The 25,561-nt window shown below is 59.6% G+C and carries 24 protein-coding genes; 16 read left to right on the forward strand and 8 right to left on the reverse strand.

All coding sequences use genetic code 11. The features are described 5' to 3' along the window. Positions 1-237: 237 nt before the first annotated feature. A complete protein-coding gene (locus tag LGH74_RS08650; protein ID WP_226174630.1) occupies positions 238-2,382 on the forward strand; it encodes a M3 family metallopeptidase in 2,145 nt (714 codons plus the stop codon). Between the two features lie 100 nt (positions 2,383-2,482). Here LGH74_RS08650 and LGH74_RS08655 read toward each other — a convergent pair whose 3' ends face one another. From LGH74_RS08655 to LGH74_RS08670, 4 genes are read right to left on the reverse strand one after another with little or no spacing between them, the layout of a single operon-like run. Continuing rightward, a complete protein-coding gene (locus LGH74_RS08655) occupies positions 2,483-3,151 on the reverse strand; it encodes a response regulator transcription factor (RefSeq protein ID WP_226174632.1) in 669 nt (222 codons plus the stop codon). A 51-nt stretch (positions 3,152-3,202) separates the two neighbouring features. Further along, complete coding sequence (locus LGH74_RS08660) at positions 3,203-4,000, reverse strand: sensor histidine kinase (protein WP_226174634.1); 798 nt, start codon at positions 3,998-4,000, stop codon at positions 3,203-3,205. Then, positions 3,979-4,626: a hypothetical protein gene (locus tag LGH74_RS08665; protein WP_226174636.1), complete on the reverse strand. Its 648-nt coding sequence runs from the start codon at positions 4,624-4,626 to the stop codon at positions 3,979-3,981. Before LGH74_RS08665 ends, LGH74_RS08660 begins: the two co-directional genes overlap by 22 nt. 56 nt (positions 4,627-4,682) lie before the next feature. After that, positions 4,683-5,486 carry a hypothetical protein gene (locus LGH74_RS08670; protein WP_226174638.1) on the reverse strand — a complete coding sequence of 268 codons (804 nt, stop codon included), beginning with the start codon at positions 5,484-5,486 and terminating at the stop codon, positions 4,683-4,685. 268 nt (positions 5,487-5,754) lie between these two features. Here LGH74_RS08670 and LGH74_RS08675 point away from each other — a divergent pair, with 268 nt between their 5' ends. Both LGH74_RS08675 and LGH74_RS08680 read left to right on the forward strand, forming a co-directional pair. Further along, positions 5,755-6,966: a Kelch repeat-containing protein gene (locus tag LGH74_RS08675; RefSeq protein WP_226174640.1), complete on the forward strand. Its 1,212-nt coding sequence runs from the start codon at positions 5,755-5,757 to the stop codon at positions 6,964-6,966. Between the two features lie 117 nt (positions 6,967-7,083). Further along, the gene (locus tag LGH74_RS08680) at positions 7,084-10,467 is read left to right on the forward strand and encodes a DEAD/DEAH box helicase (RefSeq protein ID WP_226174642.1); all 3,384 of its coding nucleotides are present in this window, start codon (positions 7,084-7,086) and stop codon (positions 10,465-10,467) included. Positions 10,468-10,490: 23 nt separating this feature from the next. Here LGH74_RS08680 and LGH74_RS08685 read toward each other — a convergent pair whose 3' ends face one another. Further along, positions 10,491-10,775 carry a Sec-independent protein translocase subunit TatA/TatB gene (locus LGH74_RS08685; RefSeq protein ID WP_226174644.1) on the reverse strand — a complete coding sequence of 95 codons (285 nt, stop codon included), beginning with the start codon at positions 10,773-10,775 and terminating at the stop codon, positions 10,491-10,493. 520 nt (positions 10,776-11,295) lie between these two features. Between LGH74_RS08685 and LGH74_RS08690 the strand changes: the two genes are divergently transcribed. The 3 genes from LGH74_RS08690 (at position 11,296) to LGH74_RS08700 (ending at position 13,308) form a co-directional block, all read left to right on the forward strand. Beyond that, positions 11,296-12,012 (forward strand): dioxygenase family protein, encoded by a 717-nt coding sequence (locus LGH74_RS08690; protein WP_226174646.1) that lies wholly within the window; start codon positions 11,296-11,298, stop codon positions 12,010-12,012. A gap of 94 nt (positions 12,013-12,106) precedes the next feature. Then, positions 12,107-12,613 carry a hypothetical protein gene (locus LGH74_RS08695; RefSeq protein WP_226174654.1) on the forward strand — a complete coding sequence of 169 codons (507 nt, stop codon included), beginning with the start codon at positions 12,107-12,109 and terminating at the stop codon, positions 12,611-12,613. 11 nt (positions 12,614-12,624) lie between these two features. Then, positions 12,625-13,308, forward strand: a complete 684-nt coding sequence (locus LGH74_RS08700; RefSeq protein WP_226174661.1) for a pirin family protein — start codon at positions 12,625-12,627, stop codon at positions 13,306-13,308. 259 nt (positions 13,309-13,567) lie between these two features. Here LGH74_RS08700 and LGH74_RS08705 read toward each other — a convergent pair whose 3' ends face one another. After that, complete coding sequence (locus LGH74_RS08705; RefSeq protein ID WP_226174663.1) at positions 13,568-13,954, reverse strand: DUF3037 domain-containing protein; 387 nt, start codon at positions 13,952-13,954, stop codon at positions 13,568-13,570. Then, the gene (locus LGH74_RS08710) at positions 13,932-14,732 is read right to left on the reverse strand and encodes a HipA family kinase (protein WP_226174665.1); all 801 of its coding nucleotides are present in this window, start codon (positions 14,730-14,732) and stop codon (positions 13,932-13,934) included. Before LGH74_RS08710 ends, LGH74_RS08705 begins: the two co-directional genes overlap by 23 nt. Before the next feature lie 289 nt (positions 14,733-15,021). Between LGH74_RS08710 and LGH74_RS08715 the strand changes: the two genes are divergently transcribed. After that, positions 15,022-16,986 carry a T9SS type A sorting domain-containing protein gene (locus tag LGH74_RS08715; protein ID WP_226174667.1) on the forward strand — a complete coding sequence of 655 codons (1,965 nt, stop codon included), beginning with the start codon at positions 15,022-15,024 and terminating at the stop codon, positions 16,984-16,986. A gap of 116 nt (positions 16,987-17,102) precedes the next feature. On the opposite strand, the gene LGH74_RS08720 is transcribed toward LGH74_RS08715, so the two are convergent. Next, positions 17,103-18,128, reverse strand: a complete 1,026-nt coding sequence (locus tag LGH74_RS08720) for an aldo/keto reductase (RefSeq protein WP_226174669.1) — start codon at positions 18,126-18,128, stop codon at positions 17,103-17,105. Positions 18,129-18,930: 802 nt separating this feature from the next. Here LGH74_RS08720 and LGH74_RS08725 point away from each other — a divergent pair. The 9 genes from LGH74_RS08725 (at position 18,931) to LGH74_RS08765 (ending at position 25,548) form a co-directional block, all read left to right on the forward strand. Beyond that, positions 18,931-19,779, forward strand: a complete 849-nt coding sequence (locus tag LGH74_RS08725) for a hypothetical protein (RefSeq protein ID WP_226174671.1) — start codon at positions 18,931-18,933, stop codon at positions 19,777-19,779. 245 nt (positions 19,780-20,024) lie between these two features. Next, a complete protein-coding gene (locus LGH74_RS08730) occupies positions 20,025-20,363 on the forward strand; it encodes a hypothetical protein (protein WP_226174673.1) in 339 nt (112 codons plus the stop codon). Further along, the gene (locus tag LGH74_RS08735; RefSeq protein ID WP_226174675.1) at positions 20,363-21,142 is read left to right on the forward strand and encodes a hypothetical protein; all 780 of its coding nucleotides are present in this window, start codon (positions 20,363-20,365) and stop codon (positions 21,140-21,142) included. The genes LGH74_RS08730 and LGH74_RS08735 overlap by 1 nt, the downstream gene beginning before the upstream one ends. Further along, positions 21,132-21,665 carry a hypothetical protein gene (locus tag LGH74_RS08740; protein ID WP_226174677.1) on the forward strand — a complete coding sequence of 178 codons (534 nt, stop codon included), beginning with the start codon at positions 21,132-21,134 and terminating at the stop codon, positions 21,663-21,665. The genes LGH74_RS08735 and LGH74_RS08740 overlap by 11 nt, the downstream gene beginning before the upstream one ends. Before the next feature lie 36 nt (positions 21,666-21,701). Further along, entirely contained in the window at positions 21,702-22,001 is a 300-nt protein-coding gene (locus tag LGH74_RS08745; protein ID WP_226174690.1) for a hypothetical protein, read from the forward strand. Positions 22,002-22,022: 21 nt separating this feature from the next. Further along, positions 22,023-22,391, forward strand: coding sequence for a hypothetical protein (locus tag LGH74_RS08750; RefSeq protein WP_226174692.1), 369 nt, complete (start codon positions 22,023-22,025; stop codon positions 22,389-22,391). 83 nt (positions 22,392-22,474) lie between these two features. Then, the gene (locus LGH74_RS08755) at positions 22,475-23,353 is read left to right on the forward strand and encodes a hypothetical protein (RefSeq protein WP_226174694.1); all 879 of its coding nucleotides are present in this window, start codon (positions 22,475-22,477) and stop codon (positions 23,351-23,353) included. A 300-nt stretch (positions 23,354-23,653) separates the two neighbouring features. After that, positions 23,654-24,970, forward strand: coding sequence for an RICIN domain-containing protein (locus LGH74_RS08760; protein WP_226174696.1), 1,317 nt, complete (start codon positions 23,654-23,656; stop codon positions 24,968-24,970). Between the two features lie 230 nt (positions 24,971-25,200). Then, positions 25,201-25,548: a hypothetical protein gene (locus LGH74_RS08765; RefSeq protein ID WP_226174698.1), complete on the forward strand. Its 348-nt coding sequence runs from the start codon at positions 25,201-25,203 to the stop codon at positions 25,546-25,548. Positions 25,549-25,561: the final 13 nt, after the last annotated feature.

A 25,561-nucleotide genomic window follows, 5' to 3' on the forward strand; every position in this document is an offset into this window, starting at 1 on the left:
CAGTGACATCGGGAGGTTTTACCCCGGCCAAAGTTGTGTGTGCGGGCGGCAGACTTCGGCGCCGCCACGTTGGCCCACCGGCCCACGCGCAACCCAAACCGCATTTCGGTGTTATCTTCCGAATTCCAATGAACCGCCACCGGCCCACCGTCCATGTCCAAACTACGTGCCTCCAGTAGAACCTTGCTGGCCAATACCTTTCTCACCCTGAGTTTAGCGGCTTTTGCGTATCCAACCATGAGTTTTGCACAAACTGCGGCCTCGGCTACTGCCAATTCGGCCAACCCATTGCTGGCCGCCTGGGCCGTCCCCTACGGCGGTGTGCCGCCCTTCGATAAGGTGACGGTGCCGCAGTTCAAGCCCGCTCTCGAAGCCGGCATGGCCCAGAATCTGGCCGAAATTCAGTCCATTGCCACCGATAAAGCCGCTCCTACTTTCGACAATACCATTGCCGCCCTGGAGCGGGCCGGGCAGCGCCTCGACGAGGTTCAGACCGTGTACGGCATCTGGTCGGGCAGCCTGAGCACGCCCGACGTGCAGGCTATTCAGCGCGAGATGGCCCCGCGCATGGCCGCCTTTGCCGACCAGATCAACCAGAACGCGCCCCTGTTCAAGCGCATCGAGGCCGTGTACAACTCGCCCGAAAAGCAGAAGCTCACGCCCGAGCAGCAGCGCCTCACCTGGATTTACTACAACAACTTCGTGCGGGCCGGGGCCAAGCTCGATGCGGCGGCCAAAACCCGGCTGTCGGCTATCAACCAGCAGCTGGCTGGTCTCTTCACGCGCTTTAGCCAGAACGTGCTGGCCGACGAAACCGACTCGGTGCTGGTGCTCAAAACGCCCGCCGACCTGGGCGGCCTCTCGGCTTCGCTACAGGCAGATGCCGCCGCTGCCGCCGCCAGTCGCAAGATTAGCGGCGCGGCCGGCGTCATCACCAACACCCGCTCCAGCATCGAGCCCTTCCTGACTTACTCCGACCAGCGCAAGCTGCGTGAAAAGGCCTGGCGCATGTTCTACAACCGCGGCGACAACGGCGGGGCCCACGACAACAACGCCATTATCAGCGAAATACTGCAGCTGCGGGCCGAGCGGGCTAAGCTGCTGGGCTACGCCACCCACGCCCATTGGCGCCTCGACAACACGATGGCCAAAACGCCCGAAGCGGCTATGGCCTTGATGGAGCAGGTGTGGACGCCGGCCGTGGCCCGCGCCAAGGAGGAAGTAGCCGACATGCAGGCCCTGGCCAAAAAAGAAGGTGCCGGTGCCGACTTCAAAATCGAGCCCTGGGACTACCGCTACTACGCCGAAAAGGTGCGCAAGCAGCGCTACGACCTCGACCAGAACGAGGTGAAGCAATACCTGCAATTGGATAAAATGCGCGAAGGCATGTTCTGGGTGGCCGGTGAGCTGTTCAACTTCTCGTTTGCGCCCGTGACGAACGTACCCGTGTACCACCCCGACGTGAAGGTGTGGGAAGTGAAAGACAAAACCAGCGGCAAGCACGTGGGCCTGTGGTATTTCGATCCGTATGCGCGGCCCGGCAAACGCTCGGGGGCCTGGATGAACGCCTACCGCAACCAGCAGCGCCTCGACGGCAACGTGACGACCATCGTGTCGAACAACTCCAACTTCGTGAAAGGCAAGGACGGGGAGCCCACGCTCATTTCCTGGACTGATGCCACCACCTTGTTCCACGAATTCGGCCACGCCCTGCACGGCCTTTCGTCAAACGTGACCTACCCCACCCTCTCGGGCACCAGCGTGGTGCGCGACTACGTGGAATTCCCTTCTCAGCTGCTCGAAAACTGGTTGCCCACGCCCCAGGTACTCAACCGATTTGCCCTGCACTACCAAACCGGCAAGCCGATTCCGCAAACTCTCGTCGACCGGATTGAAAAGGCATCGACCTTCAACCAGGGCTTCGAAACCACCGAGTTTCTGGCCAGCGCCCTCATCGACATGAAGCTGCATCTGGCCGGCGCCCAAAAGATTGACGCTGACAAGTTTGAGCGCGAAACCCTGACCCAGATGGGCATGCCCCGCGAAATCGTGATGCGCCACCGCACGCCGCAGTTTTCGCACGTCTTCTCCTCCGATGGCTACTCGGCCGGCTACTACAGCTACCTGTGGTCGGTGGTGCTGGCGGCCGATGCCTACTCGGCCTTCACCGAAGCCGGCGGCGCCTACGACAAAGCCGTGGGCCAGCGCCTGACCCAGAACGTATTTTCGGTGGGTAATACCGTGGACCCGGCCGAGGGCTACCGCAAGTTCCGGGGCCGCGACCCGAAAATCGACGCGCTGATGAAGGAACGCGGCTTCCCGGTGACAACCTCGAAAGCCGCGAAAACGCCGGCAAAAAAGGCACCGGCCAAGAAAGGCTAGGCCCAGGCCGGCAGAAGTGTCGAAAAAAGCAAAACCCCAGTGCCCCGGATATGCTCAGCGAAGCATGCCTGGGGCACTGGGGTTTTGCTTTTCGACCGACTTAAATAGACAACAGCCCCTGTTGGGCAGCATATACTACTAAGCCAGCGGAGTTAGGCGCACCGGTTTTTTCCAGCAGCTTCTGGCGGTGGCCTTCCACAGTGCGGCGGCTCAGGAATAGCGTGTCGGCAATTTCGGCTGCTTTCTGGCCCGTACAGATCAGGCGCAGCACTTCCAGCTCGCGGGGCGTGAGCTGCACCTGGGTTGATAGCGTCGAGGGCAGCTGGCGGGTGGGCTGCTGCACGGCCCGCACCAGGGCCCGGGAAATGGCCGGGGTGTAGTGGTGCCCCGTGAGCAGCACGTCTTCCAGGGCCTGGCGCAGCTGCTCCTGGTCCGAATCCTTGGGCAGGTAGCTACGCACGCCCAGCTTCATCATCTGGGTAATAAACTTATCGGCCGAAAACATCGACAGCACGATGATCTTCAGATCGGGAAATTCGGCCAGCAGCTGCCGGGCGGCTTCGGGCCCATCCACGTCGGGCATCTGCAGATCCAGCAGCAGTACCTCGGGCAGGCGCTGACGGCAGTGCTTCAATAGCTCAGGGAAGGTGGCGGCTTCCACTACACTTTCCACGTAGGGCAATGATTGCAGAATGTAGCGCAGGCCCTGCCGGAACAAGGCGTGGTCGTCGAGCAGCGCTATTTGTACCGGTGAATCAAGAGTTGGCATATCGGATAGGCTATAGGAATCAGGTGTAATAGTACCGAAAATCGACACTATCTACGCATCTGAATCGTCGAGCTCGATAATCATGCGCGTGCCCTGGCCCGAAACCGGCTGCCGATGTAGGCGGCCGCGCAGCATCTGCACGCGCACCTCGATGCTGCGCAGGCCAGCTCCCCGGGCCGGCGGGGCCGAATCAGGCGGGAAGCCGCAGCCGTTGTCTTCCACTAGTAGCGTGAGCAGTGGCCCCTGCTGGTGCAGCTGCACCAGCAGGCGCGTCGCACCCTGGGCGTGCTTTAAGGCATTATGCACCAGTTCTTGCCCGATGCGGTAGAGGGCCAGCTCCTGCGCCAAGGGCAGCGGCTGACCATATTCTACCTCCAGTACGATGGGCAGCTGCCCGGTTTCGTTGCTTACATCCACCAGGTGCTGCAGGGCTTCGGCCAGCCCGAACCGGGCCAGCACCGCCGGGTACAGACTGTGAGAAATACTGCGCACATCGTGCACGGCGGCACTCATTATTTCGCGGATCAGCCGGAGCAGGGCTTCCGCATCTTCGGTGGGCGGCAGGGTTTCCAGCCGGTTGAGCAGCAGCTTGGCCGTGGAAATAGTGGAGCCGATGCCATCGTGCAAATCCCGCCCGATTCGTTCCCGCTCCCCTTCCTGGGCTTCAATAACGGCGGCCAGCAGTTGCCGCTGGTGAGTTGCTTCGGCCATGCGCAGGTGCAGCTGCTGGCGCAGCAGGCGCTTTTGGTAAATCACCAGAAAGACTACCAGCGAGCCGGCCGCCAGCAGCATAAAGGCAATGCCCCCGAAGAGCAGCTGCGCAAAGGCTACTTCTGCGGGCGCACCCATAAGGCAATACCAAAACAGAGGTGCAGCACGATATACAACAGCGAATGCACGGCCCAGATACTCATGTTCAGCTGCAGGGAATAGCGCAGCAGATAATTACTGAATAAGGCGATTTGCAAATAGCCCAGCGAATAAACGAACAGGCCGGTAGAAACCCAGAACATGGGCTCACGCGTGGGCTGCTCGACCCGCAACTCGTTGAGCAGCTTACGGAAGTACAGCGCCACGAAGCCCAGCACCAGAATACTTTGGATAACCTGCTGACCCGGCCGAAACTGCGTCAGGCCGGGGGCCAGCAGGCTGTCGGCCAGGGCGTAGGCCGCAAAGCCGCCCACCAGCCAAGGCACCAGACGCGTGAAGGTGGCCAGGTGCAGCGTGTGCCGGTACACCAGCGCCAGCAGCAGGCATTCCCCCACGGCATAAATTGGCATTAAGAACAGGTTGTTGCGGTGCAGGAGCATCAACCCGATTCCGACCAGCTCGATGGGCAGAATAAACCAGACCAGCCCGGCCAGGTAGCGCAGATTCAGGGGCAGATGGCGGAAGCGCATAAAGCCGATGATGCCGGCCACAATGACCGGCACCAGCGTCAGGCGCATCAGCAGCTGCTGCAGCGTAAGAGGCATAAAAGTTAGTTACAACGGCATAAAGATAGATAAACCGGCACGCCGCCCCGGCTGCATTAGTAGCCGGGTGGGCAGGGCGTGGAAAGATCGAAGAACGGCGCATCAGATTGTTCAGGGACATTGTAGACTTCGCTGCGCGAATTTGCACCCGTTGTTGTCGGCTTAGGAGCCGGAAACACGCGCAGGACCAGCCCAAAGGTTTGAATACGGCCCGACTTGACAGGCACGGCGGGGTAATACTCGTGCAGTCCGAAGCTAATGCGCACCATCTGCTCGTCGGAGAAAGGCTGGACCTCAAACAGCTCCTGCAGGAAATCGTCCAAGCTAAACGTGTAGCCCTGCAGCGGGCCGTAGCTGTTGGCAAACATAGATGACTTGATTTCGGGAGCCGAAGTCCAGTGATGAACCCAAGATTTTACCAGGTCGTGCGGGGCTTGGCCAGCATCGTCACTAGGGTCGCCTTCGCCCTCCGAATTTTTCTCGGGTAGGATCGTGGTGGTAGTGATATAGTCTTCGTCAACGGGCAGGTAGTAAGCCGAAATGCGGGCTCCCAGCGCATCGGTAGCGTAGAGGGCCATCGTGAAGCGCGCCTTGCTGCCGGGGTCCTTTTTGCTGGGAGGCGCTACCAGAAAACGAACTTGAATGTGGCGTACACCTACCGTCGAAATAAGCCACGAGAGGTGCAGGGTCGAAAAGCTGACGTAGTTCAGGCGCTTTTCGATGCCAGCGGGGCCGGGTATCAGAAAGCATTGCTGCAAATCTTTGCTGTTAGCTTTGCTGATGTAGGAAGCCCAGCGCGCTGCGCGCCGCTCAAAGTTTTTGGTAATGAGAATGTTGGCTTTGGTAGCGACTTTATTCATGAGCGGTGAGCAGTGGAAGTGAGGATAGATAAAAGCCGCAAGTGAGGCGTAGGAATAGCACAAAGTACCACAATAAGCACAGGGCAATAGCGGGTAGAAAAACGGGGGCTGCAAAAACAGGTATTTTTACTTGGTAGCCGCCTGCTCTTACCAATTGCCACCCACGGCCTGGCCCACGTATGGTCGGGGCTTTTCATTCTGCGGCAGGCTATCCGGTCTATTCGGAAAGGATGATATATTGTGCTATTCCACCACCTCTTATGCTTTTATGAAGCACTTATACACCAGCCTACTGGTTCTGCTGAGCTTTTCGCCGGCCGCGGCCCAGTCTACACTGACTTTTACGCCGCTGGCGGCGCTGCCGGCGGGCGGGCGCTACGGCATGGGCTACGCCCAGGATAACGACGGGTTTTACATGGCCGGCGGTGGCGGCACCGCTTCGGCTTTCACCAGCGAGGTTTTCCGGTACTCCATCAGCGCCAATTCCTGGACCCAGGTGTTCGGCGCGGCGCCGCTCCCGCCGCAGCGCTGGGCCAGCGCCGTTATCATCGACCCCAACCCGGCTACGGGCAAGCTCGTGGTACTGGGCGGCGTAACGCCCACGGCCCTGACGCCCGTAACGACCCTGCAAAGCATTCCGCTGAACGGCGGCCCGGCTACCACCACTCCCAATTCTACGCCGGCCGCTACTACGGGCACCGCCGCCTGGAACGGCCTGATTTACGCCTTCGGGGGCCAGCTGCTCGGCGGCGTTTTCACTAATCAGCTCCGGGCTTTCAACCCCGCTACCAATGCCTGGACCGATCTGGCCCCGATGCCGGACGCCCGGCAAACGTATGGCGCGGCCGTAAACGGCAAACTCTACGCCGTGGGCGGCTACAACGGCCTCGTGAATTCGGCCCAGATTCACGCCTACGATATTGCCACCAATACCTGGCAGCTGGCCGCCACTTTGCCTACCACGGTTTCCAACCAGGCTATGGCCGTGCAGGGCGAGTGGATCTGGATGGTGGGCGACTTTACCAACCAAAGCTACCTGGCCGCCTACAACACCCGCACCGGGCAGCTACGCACATTCACCTCCAACCTGCCGCCGCGCCGTAATGCCGCTGCTATCATTCGCAACAACCAGCTCTACGTGTGGGGCGGCAACACGGCTTCGTCGAATGCCTCTACCCTGGCCGATATGTGGCAGGCCAACCTGGCCGGGGTGCTGGCCAGCACCCCGGCCGCGCCAGCCGCAATTCTCAGTGCCTATCCTAATCCCAGCGCCGCCGGTGAGTTTACGCTGAGCCTGCCCACCGGCACCCACGCGGTGGAAGTGCGCGACGCGCTGGGCCGCCTGGTGCTCACGCAGCCCCTGCCCGCCGGCACCGACCAATACCAGCTGCAGCTCGGCAGCCAGCCCGCCGGCCTCTACCTAGCGCAGCTGCGCACAGACCGGGGCCTGGGCGCGCCCTATAAGCTACTCCGGCTCTAATCAAAGTCTGAAACGCGGCCCGTAAGCGGCTCTTGGTTCGGCTTGTTGGCCGGGCGGAGGGCCGCTTTTTGCTACCTTTTCCCCTATCTTGCCCGCCTGTACGCTGCCAAGAACCAGATGCCTGACCTGTTGGAAATGCCGTTGTCCGCGGAGCCCGGCCCGCACCACTACCTGTTTCCGGCGGCCACCATTTCCACCCTGACCAGCACCGACGTGGAGCGCCACGGCCCCGCGCTGCCCCCGCCCGACCACCGCGCCCTCACGGCCATTCAGCCCCAGACGCTGACGCTGAACTTCGGCACCTTCACCAGTAGCGCCACCCTGAGCAGCGGCCTGCACTTTCCCACGGTGGCTGTGGAGCAGCAAACCCAGGGCGTGCTACTGACCTGCGGCTGCGCGGCTCCCGCGGCGACGCTCTGTGAGCACCAGGCCCTGGTGCTGCTCAGCATTCTGCAGCGCAACGAACTGCGCGTGTTTTTCGACCCGCGCCAGCGCCATTCCCTGCTGCGCGCCTCGGCCCACGACTATGGTCTGGAGCATGTAGCCGACCTCGACGCGCATTTTGAGCTGACCTACAACCGCCCCGCCGTACTGGTAACGCCCCGCGCGGCCGGACTCTATGCCGTGACGCAGGCCACCACGCAGGAGCTGATGCGCCAGCTGCTGCCCGACCGGCGCCCGGTAGTGCCGCCGGCCGGCACGCAGCGGCTGGTGGTATTCAGTAAGCACAAATACTACGGCCACCTCACCGTGCAGCTGGCCGAGGCGGCCCTTACGGCGGCGGGCAAGGTAAAAAACCCGGTGACGGTGCTCAACGCGCTGGACTGCCTGGGCGAAAGTGACGAAGCCGAGCAGCTGAAGTTTTACACCGGCTTGGCCCGCTTTCAGCAGAATTACGACGACACCCGCTCGGTAGCGGCCATCCGGGCGCTGCGGGCCGTGGTACGCAACCCCGACGGGCTGCCGTTTTTCGCCCACAACCCCAGCGTGTCGGAGAAGCTGACCGGGCCGAGCCTCACGCCGCTGCGGCTGCGCGCTGCTCCTACCGATTTGCGGCTACACGTAAGTCAGAAGGGCGAGTTCTACGAGGTGGCCGGCCGCTTGCTGCTCGATGACCAGCCCGTGGAGCTGCCCACCGTGACGATTCGGTTCGAGTATTTCGTGGCGGTGCGCGAGCTGCTGTATCTGGTGGAAGACTTGGCGGTGTGGCGCGTCATCGAGTTTTTCCGCAAGCGGAATAATACGCTCCTGATTCACCAGCGTAAGTTTGTCGAGTTTCAGCGCGACGTGCTGGCCAATCTGGAAGACAAGCTCCACATCAGCTACTCCCACGTGCGGCCCGCCACGCCCCGGCAGCTGGCTGGCAGCAGCTTCGACCAAGTGCCCGAAAAGCGACTTTACCTTACCGATGCCGGCCCGAATGTGGAGCTGCTGCCCGTGATGCGCTACGGCACCCGGGAAGTGTCGGTACTGTCGCGGCGGCAGCTGCTGGCTACCGACGAGCTGGGCCGCGACTTCCGGCTGGAGCGCGACACGGAGGCCGAGGGCCGTTTCCTGACGGCGCTGCTGCGACACTACCCCGCCTTTGCGGAGCAGCTGCAGTACGAGGCGCTGTCGGTGCCCAAAACGCTGTTTCTCAATGAGGACTGGTTTCTGGCCGCCTTCGAAGACTGGCAGCACGAACAGATCAGTATTCTGGGTTTCAACCAGCTGAAAGACAACAAGCTAAACCCGCACCGGGCCAATGTTACGGTGCGCGTTACGGGCGAAATGAACTGGTTCGACACCATTCTCGGGGTGCGGTTTGGCCGGCAGAAAGCTTCTTTGCAGCAGGTGCAGCAGGCCGTGCGCCGCCAGAGCCGCTACGTGCGCCTCGACGACGGCACCCGCGGCATTCTACCCCAGGAGTGGCTGGAGAAGTTTACCGAATACTTTGCTGCCGGCGACGTAGGGGAAGACCGGATTCGTACGCCCAGCATCAACTTCCGACTGATTCGGGAGCTATACGACCCCGAAATGCTCGACGCCCAGGCCCAGGCCCGCCTAGCTACCTACCAGGCCGCCGTGGCCGATTTTGCCGGCATCGAGCCCGTGGCGGTGCCGGCGGCGCTACAGGCCACGCTGCGCGAGTACCAGCAGAAGGGTCTGAGCTGGCTGAATTTCCTGGATACGTATCATTTCGGCGGCTGCCTGGCCGATGATATGGGCCTGGGCAAAACCATTCAGGTGCTGGCCTTTATTCTGCTGCAAAAAGAGCGGGGGCAGTCGGCGGCCAACCTGGTGGTGGTGCCTACTTCGCTGGTGTTCAACTGGCAGGCCGAGGCGGCGAAATTTGCGCCCACGCTGCGCATTCACGTGCTACATGGGGCGCTGCGCCGCGCCGAGGCCGCGCAGTTTGCGGCCTGCGACATCGTGCTGACGACCTATAACACGATGGTGTCGGATATCCGGCAGCTGCGCGAGTATGCATTCAACTACGTGTTTCTGGACGAGGCCCAAGCCATCAAAAACCCCGATTCGCAGCGCTACAAGGCGGCTCGGCTGCTACAGGCCCGCAACCGTGTGGTGCTGACGGGCACGCCAGTAGAAAACAACACCTTCGACATTTACGGGCAGTTGTCGTTTGCCTGCCCTGGCCTGCTGGGCAGCCAGCAGCACTTCCGGGAGTACTTTGCCACGCCCATCGACAAGTTTAAGAACGAGCAACGGGCGCGGGAGCTGCAACGCAAAATCAGCCCGTTTGTGCTGCGGCGCACCAAAAACCAGGTGGCCCGCGAACTGCCCGACAAAACTGAAATGGTACTGTACTGCGAAATGGGTCCCGAACAGCGGCGGGTGTACGAGGCTTGCAAAAAGGAATTTCGCGACCGGCTGATGGGGGAGCACGAAGAAACGCCGCGCCGAGACAGCGCCCATATTCTGAAGGGCCTCACGATGCTGCGTCAGATCTGCGACTCGCCCGCGCTGCTGGCCGGCGAGGCCGATTACGGCCGGGAGTCGGCCAAGCTGGAGGCACTGGTGGAGGAAATCAGCAGCAAGGCGCCCTACCACAAAATCCTGGTTTTCTCGCAGTTTGTGGGCATGCTGAACCTGGTGCGGCAGGAGCTGCAGGCCCGCGCTATTCCCTTCGCCTACCTCACCGGCCAGACTAAGGACCGCGCCGCCGCCGTGGCCGACTTTCAGCAAAACGACGCAGTACGCGTGTTTCTCATCAGTCTGAAAGCCGGCGGCACGGGCCTCAACCTCACCGAAGCTGACTACGTGTACCTCGTAGACCCGTGGTGGAACCCAGCCGTGGAAAGCCAGGCCATTGACCGCAGCCACCGCCTCGGCCAGACCCGCAAAGTGGTGGCCGTGCGCCTTATCTGTCCGGGTACCGTGGAAGAGAAAATCATGCAGCTGCAGGAAGCCAAGCAGGCCCTGGCCCACGAGCTGATCCGGACCGATGCGGCGCTGGTGAAGTCGCTGAGCCGGGAGCAGCTACTGGATTTGTTCAGCTAAGATTTGGGTTATTTCCCAGTAAGCTACGCGCCGGCTCCGGGCAGGGTATCCGTGACCTCAACCGACGAAATCGGCTGTAACGGTGCAGTAACCGGAGCCACTGGCGCGGCGGGCTGGGGCTGGCCGGCCGTTTCGATTTCGGTGCGCAGGCCGTTGGTAGCAGCCTTGAACTCCCGGATGCCCGTGCCCAGGCCACGGGCCAGCTCCGGAATGCGCTTGGCCCCGAAGAAGATCAGGATGACGACCAGGATGAGCATGATTTCGCTGCCGCCCAGGTCGCCAAGAAAGAGGAAGAATGGAGTTGTCATCAGAAGGGAAGGAAAAGGTAGCTGGTGAAAGAATCAGCCGGAAGTACGGCCCGGCTTGGTGAATGCCGCATGAAGCAGCGCCAGTAGCCGGGGCGCGGCAAAGGTGGGCTGGCGGCTTCGGAGGTGCCACTTAGAATCGACCAGCTGCCGGGTTTCCTCGACTACGGCGAGAATCACCCGGCTTTTTGCCGGCCGAAACCGCTTCGAGGGCCTTTCGCAGCCAGTGCCAGCCCACGGAATATTACCAGACGAACAACAGCTGACTACCCGGCTCACCCGCCTGCCCATGCAGCAACCAGAACGGCCAACCGGCGGATGCAACTTCTCCCTTCACTACAGAATAACCATCTGAGCCTGCAGACACGGGTAGTGCATCGTAGCTGCCGGCATTTGGCTTGCGGACGTTATGCGGAATTCGTCGGTATAAACGCCCGAACAGTCGATTGGCAGGTGAGACGCTAAAAGGATAAATACAAATTCGCTTATCCAATTCAGCAACTCACCACGAACCGACCCCGTCATGGAAAGAAAGAACTTCCTCAAGAGCCTGTTGGTAGGCGCCGCTTCTGTGCCGGCCCTGCTTTCGGCCTGTAGCAAAGACGACGCGATGCCCACTACCTCCTCGGGCACCACCGGCGGCACCGGCACGCCCGGCAACTGCACCGTAGCGCCCACCGAAACCGAAGGTCCCTTCCCCACCAAAGCCCCGGCCAGCTATGTGCGCAGCGACATCACCGACGGCAAAGCGGGCCACAAGCTGACGGCCCAAATCACGATTGCCAACAGCAACAACAACTGCGCCGCGCTGGCCGGGGCTTTGGTTGATATCTGGCACTGCGACGCTGAGGGCAACTATTCGGAGTACGGTGGCAGCGGCATGCAAAGCACCAACTACACGGGTGTGCACTTCCTGCGCGGCCGCCAGACCACCGATGCCAACGGCCTAGTGACGTTTACCAGCATTTTTCCCGGCTGGTATTCGGGCCGTGCCACCCACATTCACGTGCACATCTACTCGGCCAGCGGCACCTCGCTCAAAGTCACCCAGATTGCTTTTCCCGAAGGCAGCAACTCGGCCGTAGCCACCGTGAACGGTTACACCAAAGGCCTGAGCGGCTACACCTACAACGCCACCGACAACGTGTTCAGCGACGGGGTAACCCAAGAGTTGGCCACCGTCACGGGCAGCACCTCCGCCGGCTTCGAGCTAGTCATTTCCTTCGCCGTAGCGGCGTAGAGGTGATTTAGTGATTTAGCGACTTAGTGAGTTGTCATTCAAGTTGCGCCAGCCGAACAACAATTCACTAACTCACTAAATCACTGTTTCACCAATGCCCCGCACTATCACATTGTGCTACCGCAAGATTATCGATGCCAGCTCGGGCAAGGCCTGGGACAAGCTCGTGTTTGAGGATACGTACACCGAGTTTCGGCTGCAGGCCCAGACCTTCAACCCACAGCAGCAGTACCGCTCGTTTGGGCAGCTGCTGCAGTACGCGCCGGGGGCAGAGCAGCTGCATTTTCTGGTGAGTGCAGCGGTGCGCGGGTATCTGCAGCAGCTCGCGGGGCTGGTGCCCGATGTGGTGGATAATCTGGGCCGGCAGTTTCTGAAGTTCAGCCAGTTCCAGTTCGAAATCGTCAACTCCGACCTGCTCTATAAAAGCCGGCACCAAGTGGCCGTAAACTTCTTTTCCGAGCCCCTACTCTGGCACGACACCGTGGGCCCGCTGCTGCTGGTGTCGGCACCCGGGCCGGCGGCAGTTGAGGGCGAGGTACTGACAACCATGTTTCAGCTCCAGCCATTCCTGACTATTTATTCCCTGCAAAACCCGGCCTAAACCCGCGCCTAATGATACGGCAGACTCCCGGCAAGATGTACCTGGCCGACCAGCGCGGCCTCACCGAAAGTGGCCGGTTTCGGCGCTACAGCACCTTCAACTTCGACTCCTACCAACAGGAGTTCAAGGAGCCCTTTGGCCGCCTACGGGCCCTGAACGAAGAAACTCTGGCCGGCGGCCACCGCCTGGAATTAACGGCCGCCGGGGCCTCGCAGGTGCTCATCGTGCCCATCACCGGGGCCGTGGGCGTGGCCGGTGGCGGCGTGGTGGCTACCGTGCAGGTCGAGGAAGTGCAGCTGCTGCAGCTGCCGGCGCAAAGCACGGTGTGTTTTACCAACCTCTACGAAACCGAGCTGATCAGCTTCCTGCATGTCTGGCTCACGGCCCACCCCACCCCGGCCGGGCAGCAGCTGTTCTCGTTCGATTTCAGTTTTCTGAAAAATAAGCTGGTGGAAATCGTAGCTCCGGAAGCCGCCGGCTTTTCGCTGAGTCTGGGCCAGTTTGGCGGCCGGCAAGAGGCCTTTTATACGCTTAAAAGCACCGGTTCGCACTTTTTCGCCTTCGTGCTGGCCGGAGCATTCGAAGTTGAAGGCCGGCTGTTGCACGAAAAAGACGGCCTGGCCCTGTGGGATGTGGAGCAAGTGGAGCTGGAAGCCCTGAGCAACGACGCGCTGGTGCTGGTGCTGGAGTTTTAGAGCCGTTTTTTTGCCTGTTATCCTGGGCCTGCGAAGGATATTCCTCACCGACCTCACTATAGCTTGTAGCAACGCGGCTAAGCGCCTAACCGCGCTGACGGTAAGGGCTTGGTTACGTTGCACGGCGTTCTTCACTCAGGTGAGAAAGGTCCTTCCTCGCCGCTTCATGCGCGGAATGCTCAGGATGACAGCCACTAGGAGTTACCGTTGCCTGCGAGACTCCTCGCGGGGCTCGGAATGACGGGCTGAGAACTCCCTCCTACTCCACCAGCTGCGCGTAAAGCCGTTCCAGGGTAGCGGCGGCGTCTTCGCAGAGGCCGGGGTGAGTGGGCGAGGTCTGCACGACGGTGCTGCGGGTGGCCGTGAGCCAACGGAACCGCTCGGCCAGCGCCAAACGGCCAATGGTGCCACCTTCGGGCTTGCCCCGGCAGATTTGCTCGAAGGCCTGCAGGCGCTGGCGCAGTTCGTCCATATCCAGGCCGGTGCCGGCAAAGGCGTGCAGGCGGGCTTCGGGCAGCGTGCAGCGGGTTTGCAGAAAGCTTTGGGCCCGGCAGTAGAGAATAACCCCGACGTTCAGGAATTCTTCGCGCTCCACGCGGGGCACCACGCGCAGCACGGCATACTCAAACAAGAACTTTTCGGGCATCTTCGGCTTCCTGAACAAAGTTTTCTGAGGCGGCCAGGCGGTGCAGCAGAAACTGCACGTAGCTCTGGCGCTGCTCCTGGGCCGTGGCGTCGCCGGCGGCGGCTTCTTCCAACCAGGCGTCGGGCACCAGGGCCAGGATGGCGGCCAGCACTTCCGGCGTCAGCTGCGCCCGATATTCGGCATCAACTTCCCGCAACTCGCTGGCCTGGGGCAGCAGCACGTGGTCTTTCACCTGCGGAAACGGGCGGGGGCGCGGCGCGGCCCAGCCCGGGCCGGCGTGGTGCACATACAGGGCCGCGCCGTGGTCGATGAGCCATAATTCCTTGTGCCACATGAGCAGGTTGGTATTACGGGCCGTGCGGTCTACGTTGAGTGTGAGGGCGTCGAGCCACACAATCTGGGAGGCCAGCCGGGGCTCGATGGTGGTAACCAGCGCGTCGAAGGTAATGGCGCCACCTAGGTAGTGCAGCCCCAGATTCTGGCCGGTGCTGGCCCGCAGCAAATCCTGGATTTCCTCGTCGGGCTCCGAGCGGCCAAAGGCTTCGTCGAGCTGGCAAAACACGAGCTCGGGTACGCGCAAGCCCAGCACCCGGGCCAGCTCGCCTACCACCAGCTCGGCAATGAGGGCCTTGATTCCCTGCCCTGCGCCCCGAAACTTGACTACGTACATAAACCCATCGTCGGCTTCGACGAGGGCGGGCAACGAGCCGCCTTCGCGCAGCGGCGTGACGTAGCGTGTCACCTCAACGGTGCGGAGCAAAGCAATACTTTCGGGCATAAGCAGGGAACAGGCACGGCAAAGAAAATCTAATTCCGGCAGTTTACGGGCATTTTGGCTTTGGGGCTAAACCGTGAGAAGCGGCTTGGTCGCCAATAACTGTTGTCAGCCGCTGATGCTCCAAACCAACTGGTGACGAGCTGATGATAGTCAGGCGGCATTTTCGGCCGGTGAATCCCGGCAAAATACCCACAAGTAGGTATTGTACCCGGCGGTCAGCCGGGGGACCTTTATCCCGGCTTTTCCGGCTTCTGGCAAAGCAACCCAATAACCACACTTGCTGCACTCAATGACACACTCCTACTCCCCGGGCTCCGGAGCCCAACCCTCACCAACCTCGTACCGCAAAGCCGCCGCCGGCCTGCTAACGGCCCTGTTGGCGCTGGGCGCTCTGCCCGCCGCCGCCCAAACGCTGAACTACGATGCCGGCAACGCCCAAAACCTGGCGGGCACCTACCAGGACTTGGGCACCACGGGCACGGCCATCACCACGGCCAACTCCGACGACGCTAACTCGGACGTGCAGAACATCGGTTTCAACTTCCCCTACAACGGCGCCACCTGGTCTACCTTTATCCTGAGCACCAACGGCTTTATTAAGCTGGGCAGCACGCCGCTGTCGGACCCGTTTCTGTACTATGCGTACGCCCAGACGGAAGCTGCGGGCACCTTTCCTGGGGGCCCCGTTGCCAGCACCGATACGCGCAGCAACAACATTCTGGCGCCTTTCTCCACCGACCTGACCGCCGCAACCGGCGGCGGCACCGAATACCGCGTGGCTACCACGGGCACGGCGCCCAACCGCATCTGCACCATTCAGTGGAAAAACGTGCGCGACAAGCCCAAGCAGGCCAACTCCACCAATACCGCGGTTATCGGCACCCAGCTCGACAACTTCTCCTTCCAGGTGAAGCTCTACGAAACAACCGGGCAGATTGACTTCGTGTATGGCCCCAGCACGGCGGGCGCGGGCCCCGATGCCTTCCGCACGGTAGCCATTGGCATCAAGGGCACCGACCCGGCGGCAGGCAAAGTAGTAATGGCCGATAAAGGCTCGACGGCAGCCTGGTCGGCGGCCAACTTCATTGCCAACAACTATCAGCTGATCAACTACTACTTCTCGGCCGATCCGCACAACGTGCGCAGCTCGGTGCGCCCCGACGCCGGCCGCACCTACCGGTTCCGGGCCAATATCGACACCGACCTCGCCGTGCAGGCCGTGTACACCATCGGGCAGCTGCCTATCGGCACGCCCCACACGGTGCGGGCCAGCATCCGCAACGCGGGCACCCAGACGCTGGTAAACCAGCCGGTGCGCCTAGATGTAACAGGTATTAACACGTTTACCAACACGCAAACCATCGGACGCCTTGACCCTGGTGCTTCTACCACGGTTACGTTTGCCGCCTACACTAGTGGCAGCCGCCTGGGTGCCAACAGCGTGACCGTAAGCGTACCAACCGATGCGTATGCCAACTCGGATGTGCGCACCGAAACCCAGACGCTGACGGCCAACACCTTCAACTACGCTCCGCTGCAGCTCACACAGACGCCTACCTATTATGGCTTTGGCACGCGTGAGGGCATTTCCGCCGTGCTCTACACGGCGCCCCGGGCCACTACCATTCTCTCCGTCACCGACTTCATTCCGACGGGCAGCAACTCTACCGGCCAGCCCATTCAGGGCGTGATAATGAACTCCGCGGGGACTGTTCTGGACGTTACGCCGGTATACACCGTGCGTGCCGCCGACCTGGGCACCACCGTTACCCTCACGCTTTCTACTCCGGTAGCCATACCCGCCGGCGACTTTCTGGTCGGTATCAGCCAGCAGGCCGGCACGACTGAGCATTATCCGGTTGGGTTGCTGGGCGAAGGTCCTACCCGCACCGGCTCGTTCTTCTCGCGCGGCAACCGCCTGACCGGCTCCTTTATAGATGCGGCGGCCGATGGCTATGGCCCGCTGATGATTGGCGCCACGATGTCGAACACCGTAACGGGCACTGCCAAAGGCGCCGCCGCCATCGACTTTGCCCTGGTACCCAACCCCACCCGCGCCAGTGCCCAGCTCACGGTAGCCGAAGCCACCGCTACGGCCCGGCAAATCGTGGTACTCGATGCTCTGGGCCGCCAGGTACGCAGCCAGGAATTGCCGGCCCGTGCCACCCAGGCCGCGCTGAACGTAGCTGATCTGCCACGCGGCCTCTATACCGTACGCGTTGGCGCTACGGCCCAGCGTTTGGTGGTCGAATAACCTCACGCATCTTCGCGTTTAGTAAATAAAATGCCTCCTCAACCCGGTAAAGTCGGGTTGAGGAGGCATTTTATTTTTGGCTACTAAAGTCAGGTAGCCCGCTTGACGGCTATTGCTCAGGTACCGGTGTGGCCCAGCATCGGGAAGCGGCGCTGGTGCCAGTAGGGATAAATAGGCTCGGTGGCGCTGGCCGCGTTAAGGCGGGCAACCTGCTCGGTAGTCAGGTTCCAGCCCACAGCAGCCAGATTCTGGCGCAGCTGCTCCTCGTTGCGGGCTCCCACCACGATGTTGACCACCGTAGGGCGCTGCAACAGCCAGTTAAGGGCCACCTGGGCCACGGTTTTGCCGGTTTCGGCTGCCACTTCGTCCAGCGCGTCTACGATGCGGAAGAGCAGCTCGTCGGGGACCTGCGGGCCCTGGCCGCCGCCCTGAGCCAGGCGGCTGCTTTCGGGTACGGGCTGGCCGCGCCGGAATTTGCCCGAGAGCAAACCGGCCGACAACGGACTCCAGACAATGGTGCCCACGCCCTGGTCGAGGCCCAGGGGCAGCAGCTCCCACTCAAATTCCCGGGCGGCCAGCGAATAATAGGCTTGGTGCCCCACGTAGCGCGCCCAGCCGTGGCGCTCCGACACCGATAAGGACTTCATCAGGTGCCAGCCCGAAAAGTTGGAGCAGGCAATGTAGCGCACCTTGCCGCTCTGGATCAGCTGGTCGAGGGTGCGCAGGGTTTCGTCCACGGGCGTGTGCGTGTCGAAGCCGTGCATGTGGTAGATGTCGATATAGTCGGTGCCGAGGCGGCGCAGGCTGTCGTCGCAGGCTTTAACAAGGTGCTGGCGCGAGGAGCCGTAGTCGTTTGGGCCGGTGCCGGTGGGAAAGGTGGCTTTGGTGGAAATGAGCACTTCGGCGCGGCAGCCTTCCAGGGTTTTACCCAGAATTTCCTCGGCCATGCCGTCGGAATAGCCATTGGCCGTGTCGAAGAGGTTGACGCCGGCTTCCAGACAGATATCGATGAGGTGACGGGCCTCGTTGACCTGCGTACTGCCCCAGGCTTTGAAAAACTCATTGCTCCCCCCAAAGGTAGCGGTGCCAAAGCTCAGCACCGGAATGCGTAGGCCGGAGGCCCCCAATTGACGGTATTCCATAGATTACAAAACGCAAAGTAGAAGCTGAACACGCGGGCAATAAAAGTTTTGCCCGCGTGGCGGTCCAGAACGAGCACCACAGCCAAATGAATGTCCTGTAAGACAAAGCAAACCCACCGAAGTTTCAAAACCGGGGCAGACTGGCTGCCAACACATCAGGGGGGCGGAATTGCGGCTGAGGTTGCCTTGGGCTTTCCGTCAAGGCTTTTCATTTCCTGGCAGCAAGCCTGCTCCTCAATAACCAAGAAAACCTGAGTACGCTACTTTTACCTACCTGCGCAGCTCGGAATTATCATAAGTCCAGGGGTCTACGCCTTGCACAAGACTTACATCCAAGTTTTCTACTTCCAATGAACTAGCTCTTATAGACTTACGGATTGATGCACCGTTGAAAGTCAGTCGTGTACCCACTTTGTCTATGTCGCCATCATGTACCTGCGCTGGAGCGTGCCCGGCACCTACACCGTGGACTTTGTGGCGGTTGTGGAGTACGAAAAAATTCGACTGAAAGCAGAAGGTAACACGACAGCAATTGTGGACAGACTCGACATTCAACCACTCTAAAGCAGGGGTATCAAGTAGCTGCCCTTACAAACGCCTCGGCCCACCCGGTCGGGGCGTTTTCGTGTCCAGCCCGCAAAGTGTGTGACGCTTTGGTATGGTTGCGTGGCGTTTCGGGCTGGTGGGGTTTTGTCTGTGAGGAGGGAGACGAAAAACACCCGAAAGGGAGCTTCTCTTATGAGTATTCTACTATTTACTGCCTATAACTATATATGTTTACAGCTCACTTTATCCCATGTGCATGAAAAGCAATCTGTTTACTAGTATGAAGATGCCCCTTTCCGGACTTTTACTGGGAAGCATTACCCTATTCTCATCTTGCTCCAAGGAGCAGGATGCCTTTCCGGTCGAGGCTCCGATAGCAGTTACCACCCAGGCCAATGCCCTCCGAGTTGAGGGAGTCGCAACGCAGGGAGAAACAGCATACTTTAGATATGACTCAGGGGGCTTCTTTTATGGAGCTTCGCTGTCACACACAGAAGTCGCTGATGAGGTTCGGCTGGAGTTCTGGACACCAAGGACGCCCGTTTCCCCATCGCGACTCGTTTTCGTTGCGCGTGATGTCGCCACCTTTATTGCGGATAATACAGCAGGGAACTACGCCCGATATTATGGAGTGGACTTTGCCATTCCATTACTGGTGCCTGCGGGACAGTATACGCTCGTAATTCGTACGCAGTCAGCTGATAAGTCACTTACAATAGCAACGACAGGCAATCCAGCCACCTATGTTCACTCCTTATCAACTGGCATCACGGTACAATCTAGTACAGTAGCGCCAGGGTTTGAGGTAATACCTGATGGCCCACCCTCATCATCAGTTCCCTTTTACTTCTCGTATCCTTTGACTTGGAATTCAGCTCTATTTTCCAACTATTCGCTGCGCTCATTTGCCCGAAATGAGACGACGGGTACTACATACCAATTGACCACATCTGCCCAATCATATATTTACAATGATGGGACAGAGAACATCATACTAAATCAACCAAACAAACCTGAGTATTTACCAACAGGCACATATATGCTCTACTTGGATGATTTTGCCGCAAAAACTGTCACTTTGGAAAGAATCATAGTTGGACAATAGGCGGTTCGCTGCTGACTCACCATCGAAAAAGCCCCGGTCAAACTACTGGCCGGGGCTTTTTTGTGCTTGCTGCCAAATTGCGTGACGTTTTACCCTTGTTGCGTGACGGAATGAAGCCACGGCGGTTGCCGTGGTTTTTTTGTGCGGTAGGTTGCTGAATGAATTATCTGACGCAACCCTATACTTTGCAGATTCGCCATACTTACCTGCCTATAAATGGAGTATATCTAAAATGGATATCGAATTTGGGCAACTGGGAAGGCTGGCTCTTCGACGGCGACCAGGACCCCAGCACCAGCCCCGAGGCCGGCACCGTGTTCCGTCCCGAGCAGGGCCCGGCCCAGCTGCTGCGCCGCCCCGGCATCGATAAGCTGCTACTACGCGCAGGCGACTTGAGGCCCGCCCAGCATGCCACGCTGACCACGCTGCTGGATTCGCCGCAGGTATACATCCAGACGGCCGCCGGCACGCTGACGCCAGTGCTGGCCACGGCCGCGCCCGTGGGCCGCACCTCGTCCGATACCCGCCTGACCTTCGACATGGAAATCACGCTGAGTCAGCGCAACCCCCTGACCCGTATCTGATGGCTACTTCCTTCGTATTGGCAGACGGGCAGCGCCTGCCCCTGGCTGATGGGCAGCGGGTGGGCCTCACCGTGCAGGCCAATGACTTACTCAAGCCCGCCAGCGTGCAGGCCGACTATTCCAGCACGCTGACCCTGGCCGATACGCCCGAGGTACGCGCCGCCCTGGAGCAGGCCCAGGCCGGTATCAGCCTCTCGGATGTGCCCTATGCAGTCCTGCCGGGCACGCTGGAAACCAATGGGCAGGAGGTGCTGCCTAATGCCGTGGTCGTCATCGAGCAGCACGAGGCCGGTGACGGCTTCGAGGCGCAGGTGCTGGGCGGCAACAAGAATTTCTACGAGGCCATCGAGGGCAAAAAGCTGGGGGAGCTGACGTTTCCCGAAAGCTACGCCCACACCTGGACCCTGGCCGATGCTGCCAAAGGTGCGGCGCACACCCAATGGCAGCAGGGCTACGTGTACGACCTCTACGACCGGGGCAAGGGTGGCCCGCTGGAGGGCAACACGCTGCACGTTTTCGACGATGAGTTACTGCCCAGCGTGTACGTGCGCCGGGTGTGGGAGCAGATTTTCGGCGAGGCCGGCTACCGGTGGGCCGGGCCGATGCCGGCGGCCTTTGATGCGCTGCTGATGCCCACGGCGGCGCTGCCTGGCTACGGGCAGGACATCCGCACGGCTACCAAGCTCGTCGCCGGCATCGACAACACCGGTGAGAAGAACCGCAAATTTGGCAACGCCTACGAGGGCCGGGAAGAAAGCGTGTTCACCCGTGCCCTATGACTACACGGCCGCGCGCTACGGCTACCTGGCGCCCACGCAGCAGGACGTATTCAGCCCGGTGACTTACCGCTGGAAAGCGCCGTTCGTCTGCTACGTCAACGTGGCGGCCTCGACCAACGTGGTGATTGAGTCGCCCTACGGCACGGGCCGGGCGCAGCTCTTTGTCTACCGGGGCAACACGGAGCTGGCCGGTGGGCAGCTAATGGAGAGCCGCAAGAGCAGCCAGGCGCTGGAATACCTGACGGCCAGCGTGACGCTCAACCGCCTGCTGCTGCAACCAGGTGAAGAAATTGAAATCCGCCTTAAGCTCAGCCGCGGGCCCAACTTCGTGGGCCTCGAATCCAAGTGGGGCTTTACCGCCTTTACTGGTGCCGTGTACGTGTCGGCCGGCAACACGCTGCCACTGGATAGCTTCTCGGTGGAAATCCTGCCCGAGCTGCCGCCCGGCGGTGCCCTGCGCCTGCAGGAGCTGCTGCCCGACTGGAGCCAGAAGGACTTTGTGAAGGCCTTGGTGGGCCTGTGAGGCCTGACCCAGCAGACCGACCCCTATACCCGTGTAGTGCGCTTCACGCCCACCAGGCCGGCGCTGGCCGCCGCGCTGCCCTCGGCCCCCGACTGGCAGCCCCGCGTCGACGTCGGCCGGCCGGCCCCGCGCTTCTTTCACCTCAGCGGGGTGGCGCAGCGCAACTACTTCCGCTGGAAAGAGGATAGCACCAATCCGGAGGCGGCGAAGGAGTTGGGGGACGGCTTTCTGCCCTGCCCCGATAAGACCCTGGAGCCTGAGCGCGACGCGCTGGTACTACCCTGGGCGGCCACGGCCGTTTCCGGGAGCGGGCTGCCACTGTTGCCCGTCTACTAGCTGCGCCTCGGTACCGCCTCGGTGGAGCCGCAGTACGACAAGCGCAGCCCGGTGCCCCGGCTGGTGGTGCAGGGTGCGGCCACGCGCAGCGTCAAGCTCACTGACGGCACGAGCACGGTCAGCATCAGCCCGCGCACCAGCACGTTTGCGGGCCTGAGCTTCGCCACCGACATCCTGCCGGCCTACTACCAGCACCTGCGCGCCGTGTATGCCCGGCCCCTGGTGCTCAAGCCCTCGGTGCGGCTCAGTGCCCTCGCCGTGCTGGGCTTTGATCAGCTCGTGCCTGTCTGGCTGGAAAAGGAAGGCGCGCACTTCTACTGCAATAAAATCGACAACTGGGAAGAGGCGGACGCCTCCACGCCGGTGGAGTTGTTGAGGTTGACGTTCTAAGCAATGGCTGATCAAAAAACAAGTTGTGTTACTTGGCCTGTCTATCTTTAGCGCAAATCATAATCCACGTCGTTTCATTAAGTATGAAAATCAATTTCGCTTTTTCTAGAGCCATTATGGCAACAGCACTGCTAAGTAGCGCTGTATCGTTTACTTCATGTTCTAAAGAAGATACAGTTAATCCCAGTATGGCTCCTGTTGCGGAGACCACACAAGCCGACGCGTTGGTTCTGGGTACCGCAGTTGCGGGGCAACTAATGAGCATCAATGTTGAATCGGGTCAGCGCTATTACCCCGGCATTATCTCCCATACGGAATTAGCGTCATTCTGCACCTTTGAATTTTGGCAAGGGTCACAACTTGTATTGGTAGCCCGACATGGAAGACTTGTATGGGGGGATAGCGGCAATAATGACGGCCGTTATGGCATGACTGGGTATTGGATTCCAATTCATTTGGCACCAGGCGCCTACACATTGACAGTGCGGACAGAATCGGATGACGAATCGTTGATGATTGGCACGACGGGGAATCCTGCTACCTATACTCATGCTGTATCGGCACCAGTTACTATTGCGGCAAACCCTAACCCTGTGAACCTTTCCGGTGGAATTTACCCTACAGTACAGTCCCTAACCAGCAATTATATCACGAGTTACACACTGAATTGGGATACGTCGAAATTCCGAAGCGCCAGCACGAAAGTACGTGCGTTTGCAAAGAGCGTGTCATCTAACACGCTCTATGAGCTGACTCCAATACTGCCTCCTTATATACCTGTACCACCTACAGCACAAGCACAAGCATTTGCGAATAGCGGCCAGCAGCAGGTTAACCTGAATAAAAGCGGCGAGCCCGACTATTTGCCTAGCGGATATTATGAGTTCTTCATTGACAACTACTCAACGACTGCCATTTCAGGAGACTCAGCACCTATCTCCAACCCTCTGGAAGGGCAATAGTCAACCGGGGAGGTAGCACCAATTTCCCTACTATAGCAAAGAGTCGTTGGGTTACTATCCTCTCAACTCTCACATTTTGCGACGTTTCAAAGCCCTGGCAGTTGCCAGGGCTTTTTTCGTGCGGTAGGTTGCCGTATGGCCCAGGATACTACATAGAAGCTATTATTTACCTGTGACGGCATTGTAGAGAAAGAACAAGTTGTTGTTCATAAGCACCTATATATGATTAATTTATTATGCATATGGCTCTGGGAAGAAATAGGGGTAAGTTTGCCCTGAATTCACCTTTCTATACACTGTATGAAACAACACAACTACCTCTCATCACTTCTGCTGGCTATTGCCATATGGCTGCTGCTTCCCGCGGTTGCTCAGGCACAATTCCGAATTCAAGAGGGCAAAGTCTACAAACTCACGAATCGACATAGCGGGATGGTCCTTGAAATCGGAGGGGCCACGGGTGTACCCTTAACCCAAGGCGCCTATGCAAACCAATGGCCCTACATAGGCACGGCCAATCAGCAGTGGCAGTTTAAGTATGATGGGCGCTATTGGCAAATCATTAACCGTGGCAGTGGCCAAGCACTGGAAATTGGCGGCGGTTATCCCCAACCCTCCGGTGCGAAAGCAAATCAGTGGCCATACGTGAGCGGAGCTAGATCGGAACAATGGCTTTTCAGATCAGGGTCAGGGGTAGATAATATTTATATATTTGGCACCACTGCAAGTACAGATCAGGTACTGGAGATCGGAGGTACCCCTGCGCAAAAAACGGCGGCTGGCACGTATGCCAATCAATGGACCTACATAGCAGGGAATTACAGTCAGCAATGGATCGTGGAGGAGATACCTCAAATCTACGACTCAACAGTATTCCAGCTGCAAAACGTGGCGAGCAATAAAGTACTGGAGATAGGCAATGCCAGCACTGTGGCAGGCAAACAAGCCCATCAATGGACCAATGTTACGCCAGCAACCTCGGTAGGCTTAGCCCATCAGCAGTGGTATTTGCACTACATAGACGCAGGCGAGTATGTTATGGTAAACCGTTATAGCGGCTTGGCCCTTGAAGTGGAGTCATATGATAACGGAGCCAGAATAACCCAACAACCTTACACGGGTTATTTTGACCAGCGATGGGAGTTGGTTCCCGCGTGTGTTGGCCCTGTCGCCTGCAATACCTACTACCTCAAAAACATCTTAACTCAGAAGGTGCTGGAGATAGGCGGTGGGCCATCTGTTTATTATAATGATGGGGCCGTCGCAAACCAGTGGGATTTCGCCTATACGGATAATCAGAAATGGACTCTTATTTTCGATGCGGACGCGAGAGGAACGAATGGCGGCCACGTTTTAGCAACCGGCTCGAAAGCTTCCAAAGCCACGCAACAGGCACTCCAGCTGTATCCCAACCCGGCTAGCAGCCAATTGACGCTGACCGTAGGCGGTTCGCACGAATTGGTTAGTGTAAAAATCACGGATGTACGCGGTGTTCTTACCACTGCCCGGTACCAAGGCAATGGACAAGTTGATGTAGCATCCTTAGCTCCCGGTCTGTATTTCGTGACCGTTTTTGATGGTAAGCAAGAGTACAAACAGAAGTTTGTCAAAGAGTAAGCGTTTATCTACCGTCAGGATACAAGAAGCCCCGGCCATCTGGCCGGGGCTTTTTTCTTTCCCTACCCTATAGATTTTAGCTGGGCTTTATTCCCTCAACAGAAGAAGCGATTCCCTTGCAAAGGCATACAGACTAAGATTAATGACATCCCGTGACGTTTTACCATATCTGTGCGACGTTTTGAAGCCATGGCAGTTGCCGTGGCCTTTTGCTTGTGGTAGGTTACCGTATGGCGCAGGATACCACAGAAAAGCTCTTACTTGAAGTTCGTCTCTCCAGCGAGCAGTTGAAGGCCGAGATGGACAAGGTGCGCGTTCAGCAACGCGGCCTGACCACCGATATTGAGGCCACCCGTGCCAGCCAGAAAGCCCTAACGGCCGACTATAAGGCCGGCAAGGTGTCGCAGGAGGAGTATGCCACGCAGGCCACGGCCCTGCGTGAGCAGCTGCGCGGCCAGACCAAAGAGCAGGCGGCGGCCAGCAAGCAGTTGGAGAATCTGGGCAAGGCCAGCGGCGACGCCGAGGGGAGGCGTTGTAGGATCTATGATTGGCCGAAGCGGATGCGTAGATTGGGATAACCTAAAACCAATT

Origin of the sequence: Hymenobacter lucidus (genome assembly GCF_020447265.1) — a bacterium.
Classification (GTDB): Bacteria; Bacteroidota; Bacteroidia; order Cytophagales; family Hymenobacteraceae; genus Hymenobacter; species Hymenobacter lucidus.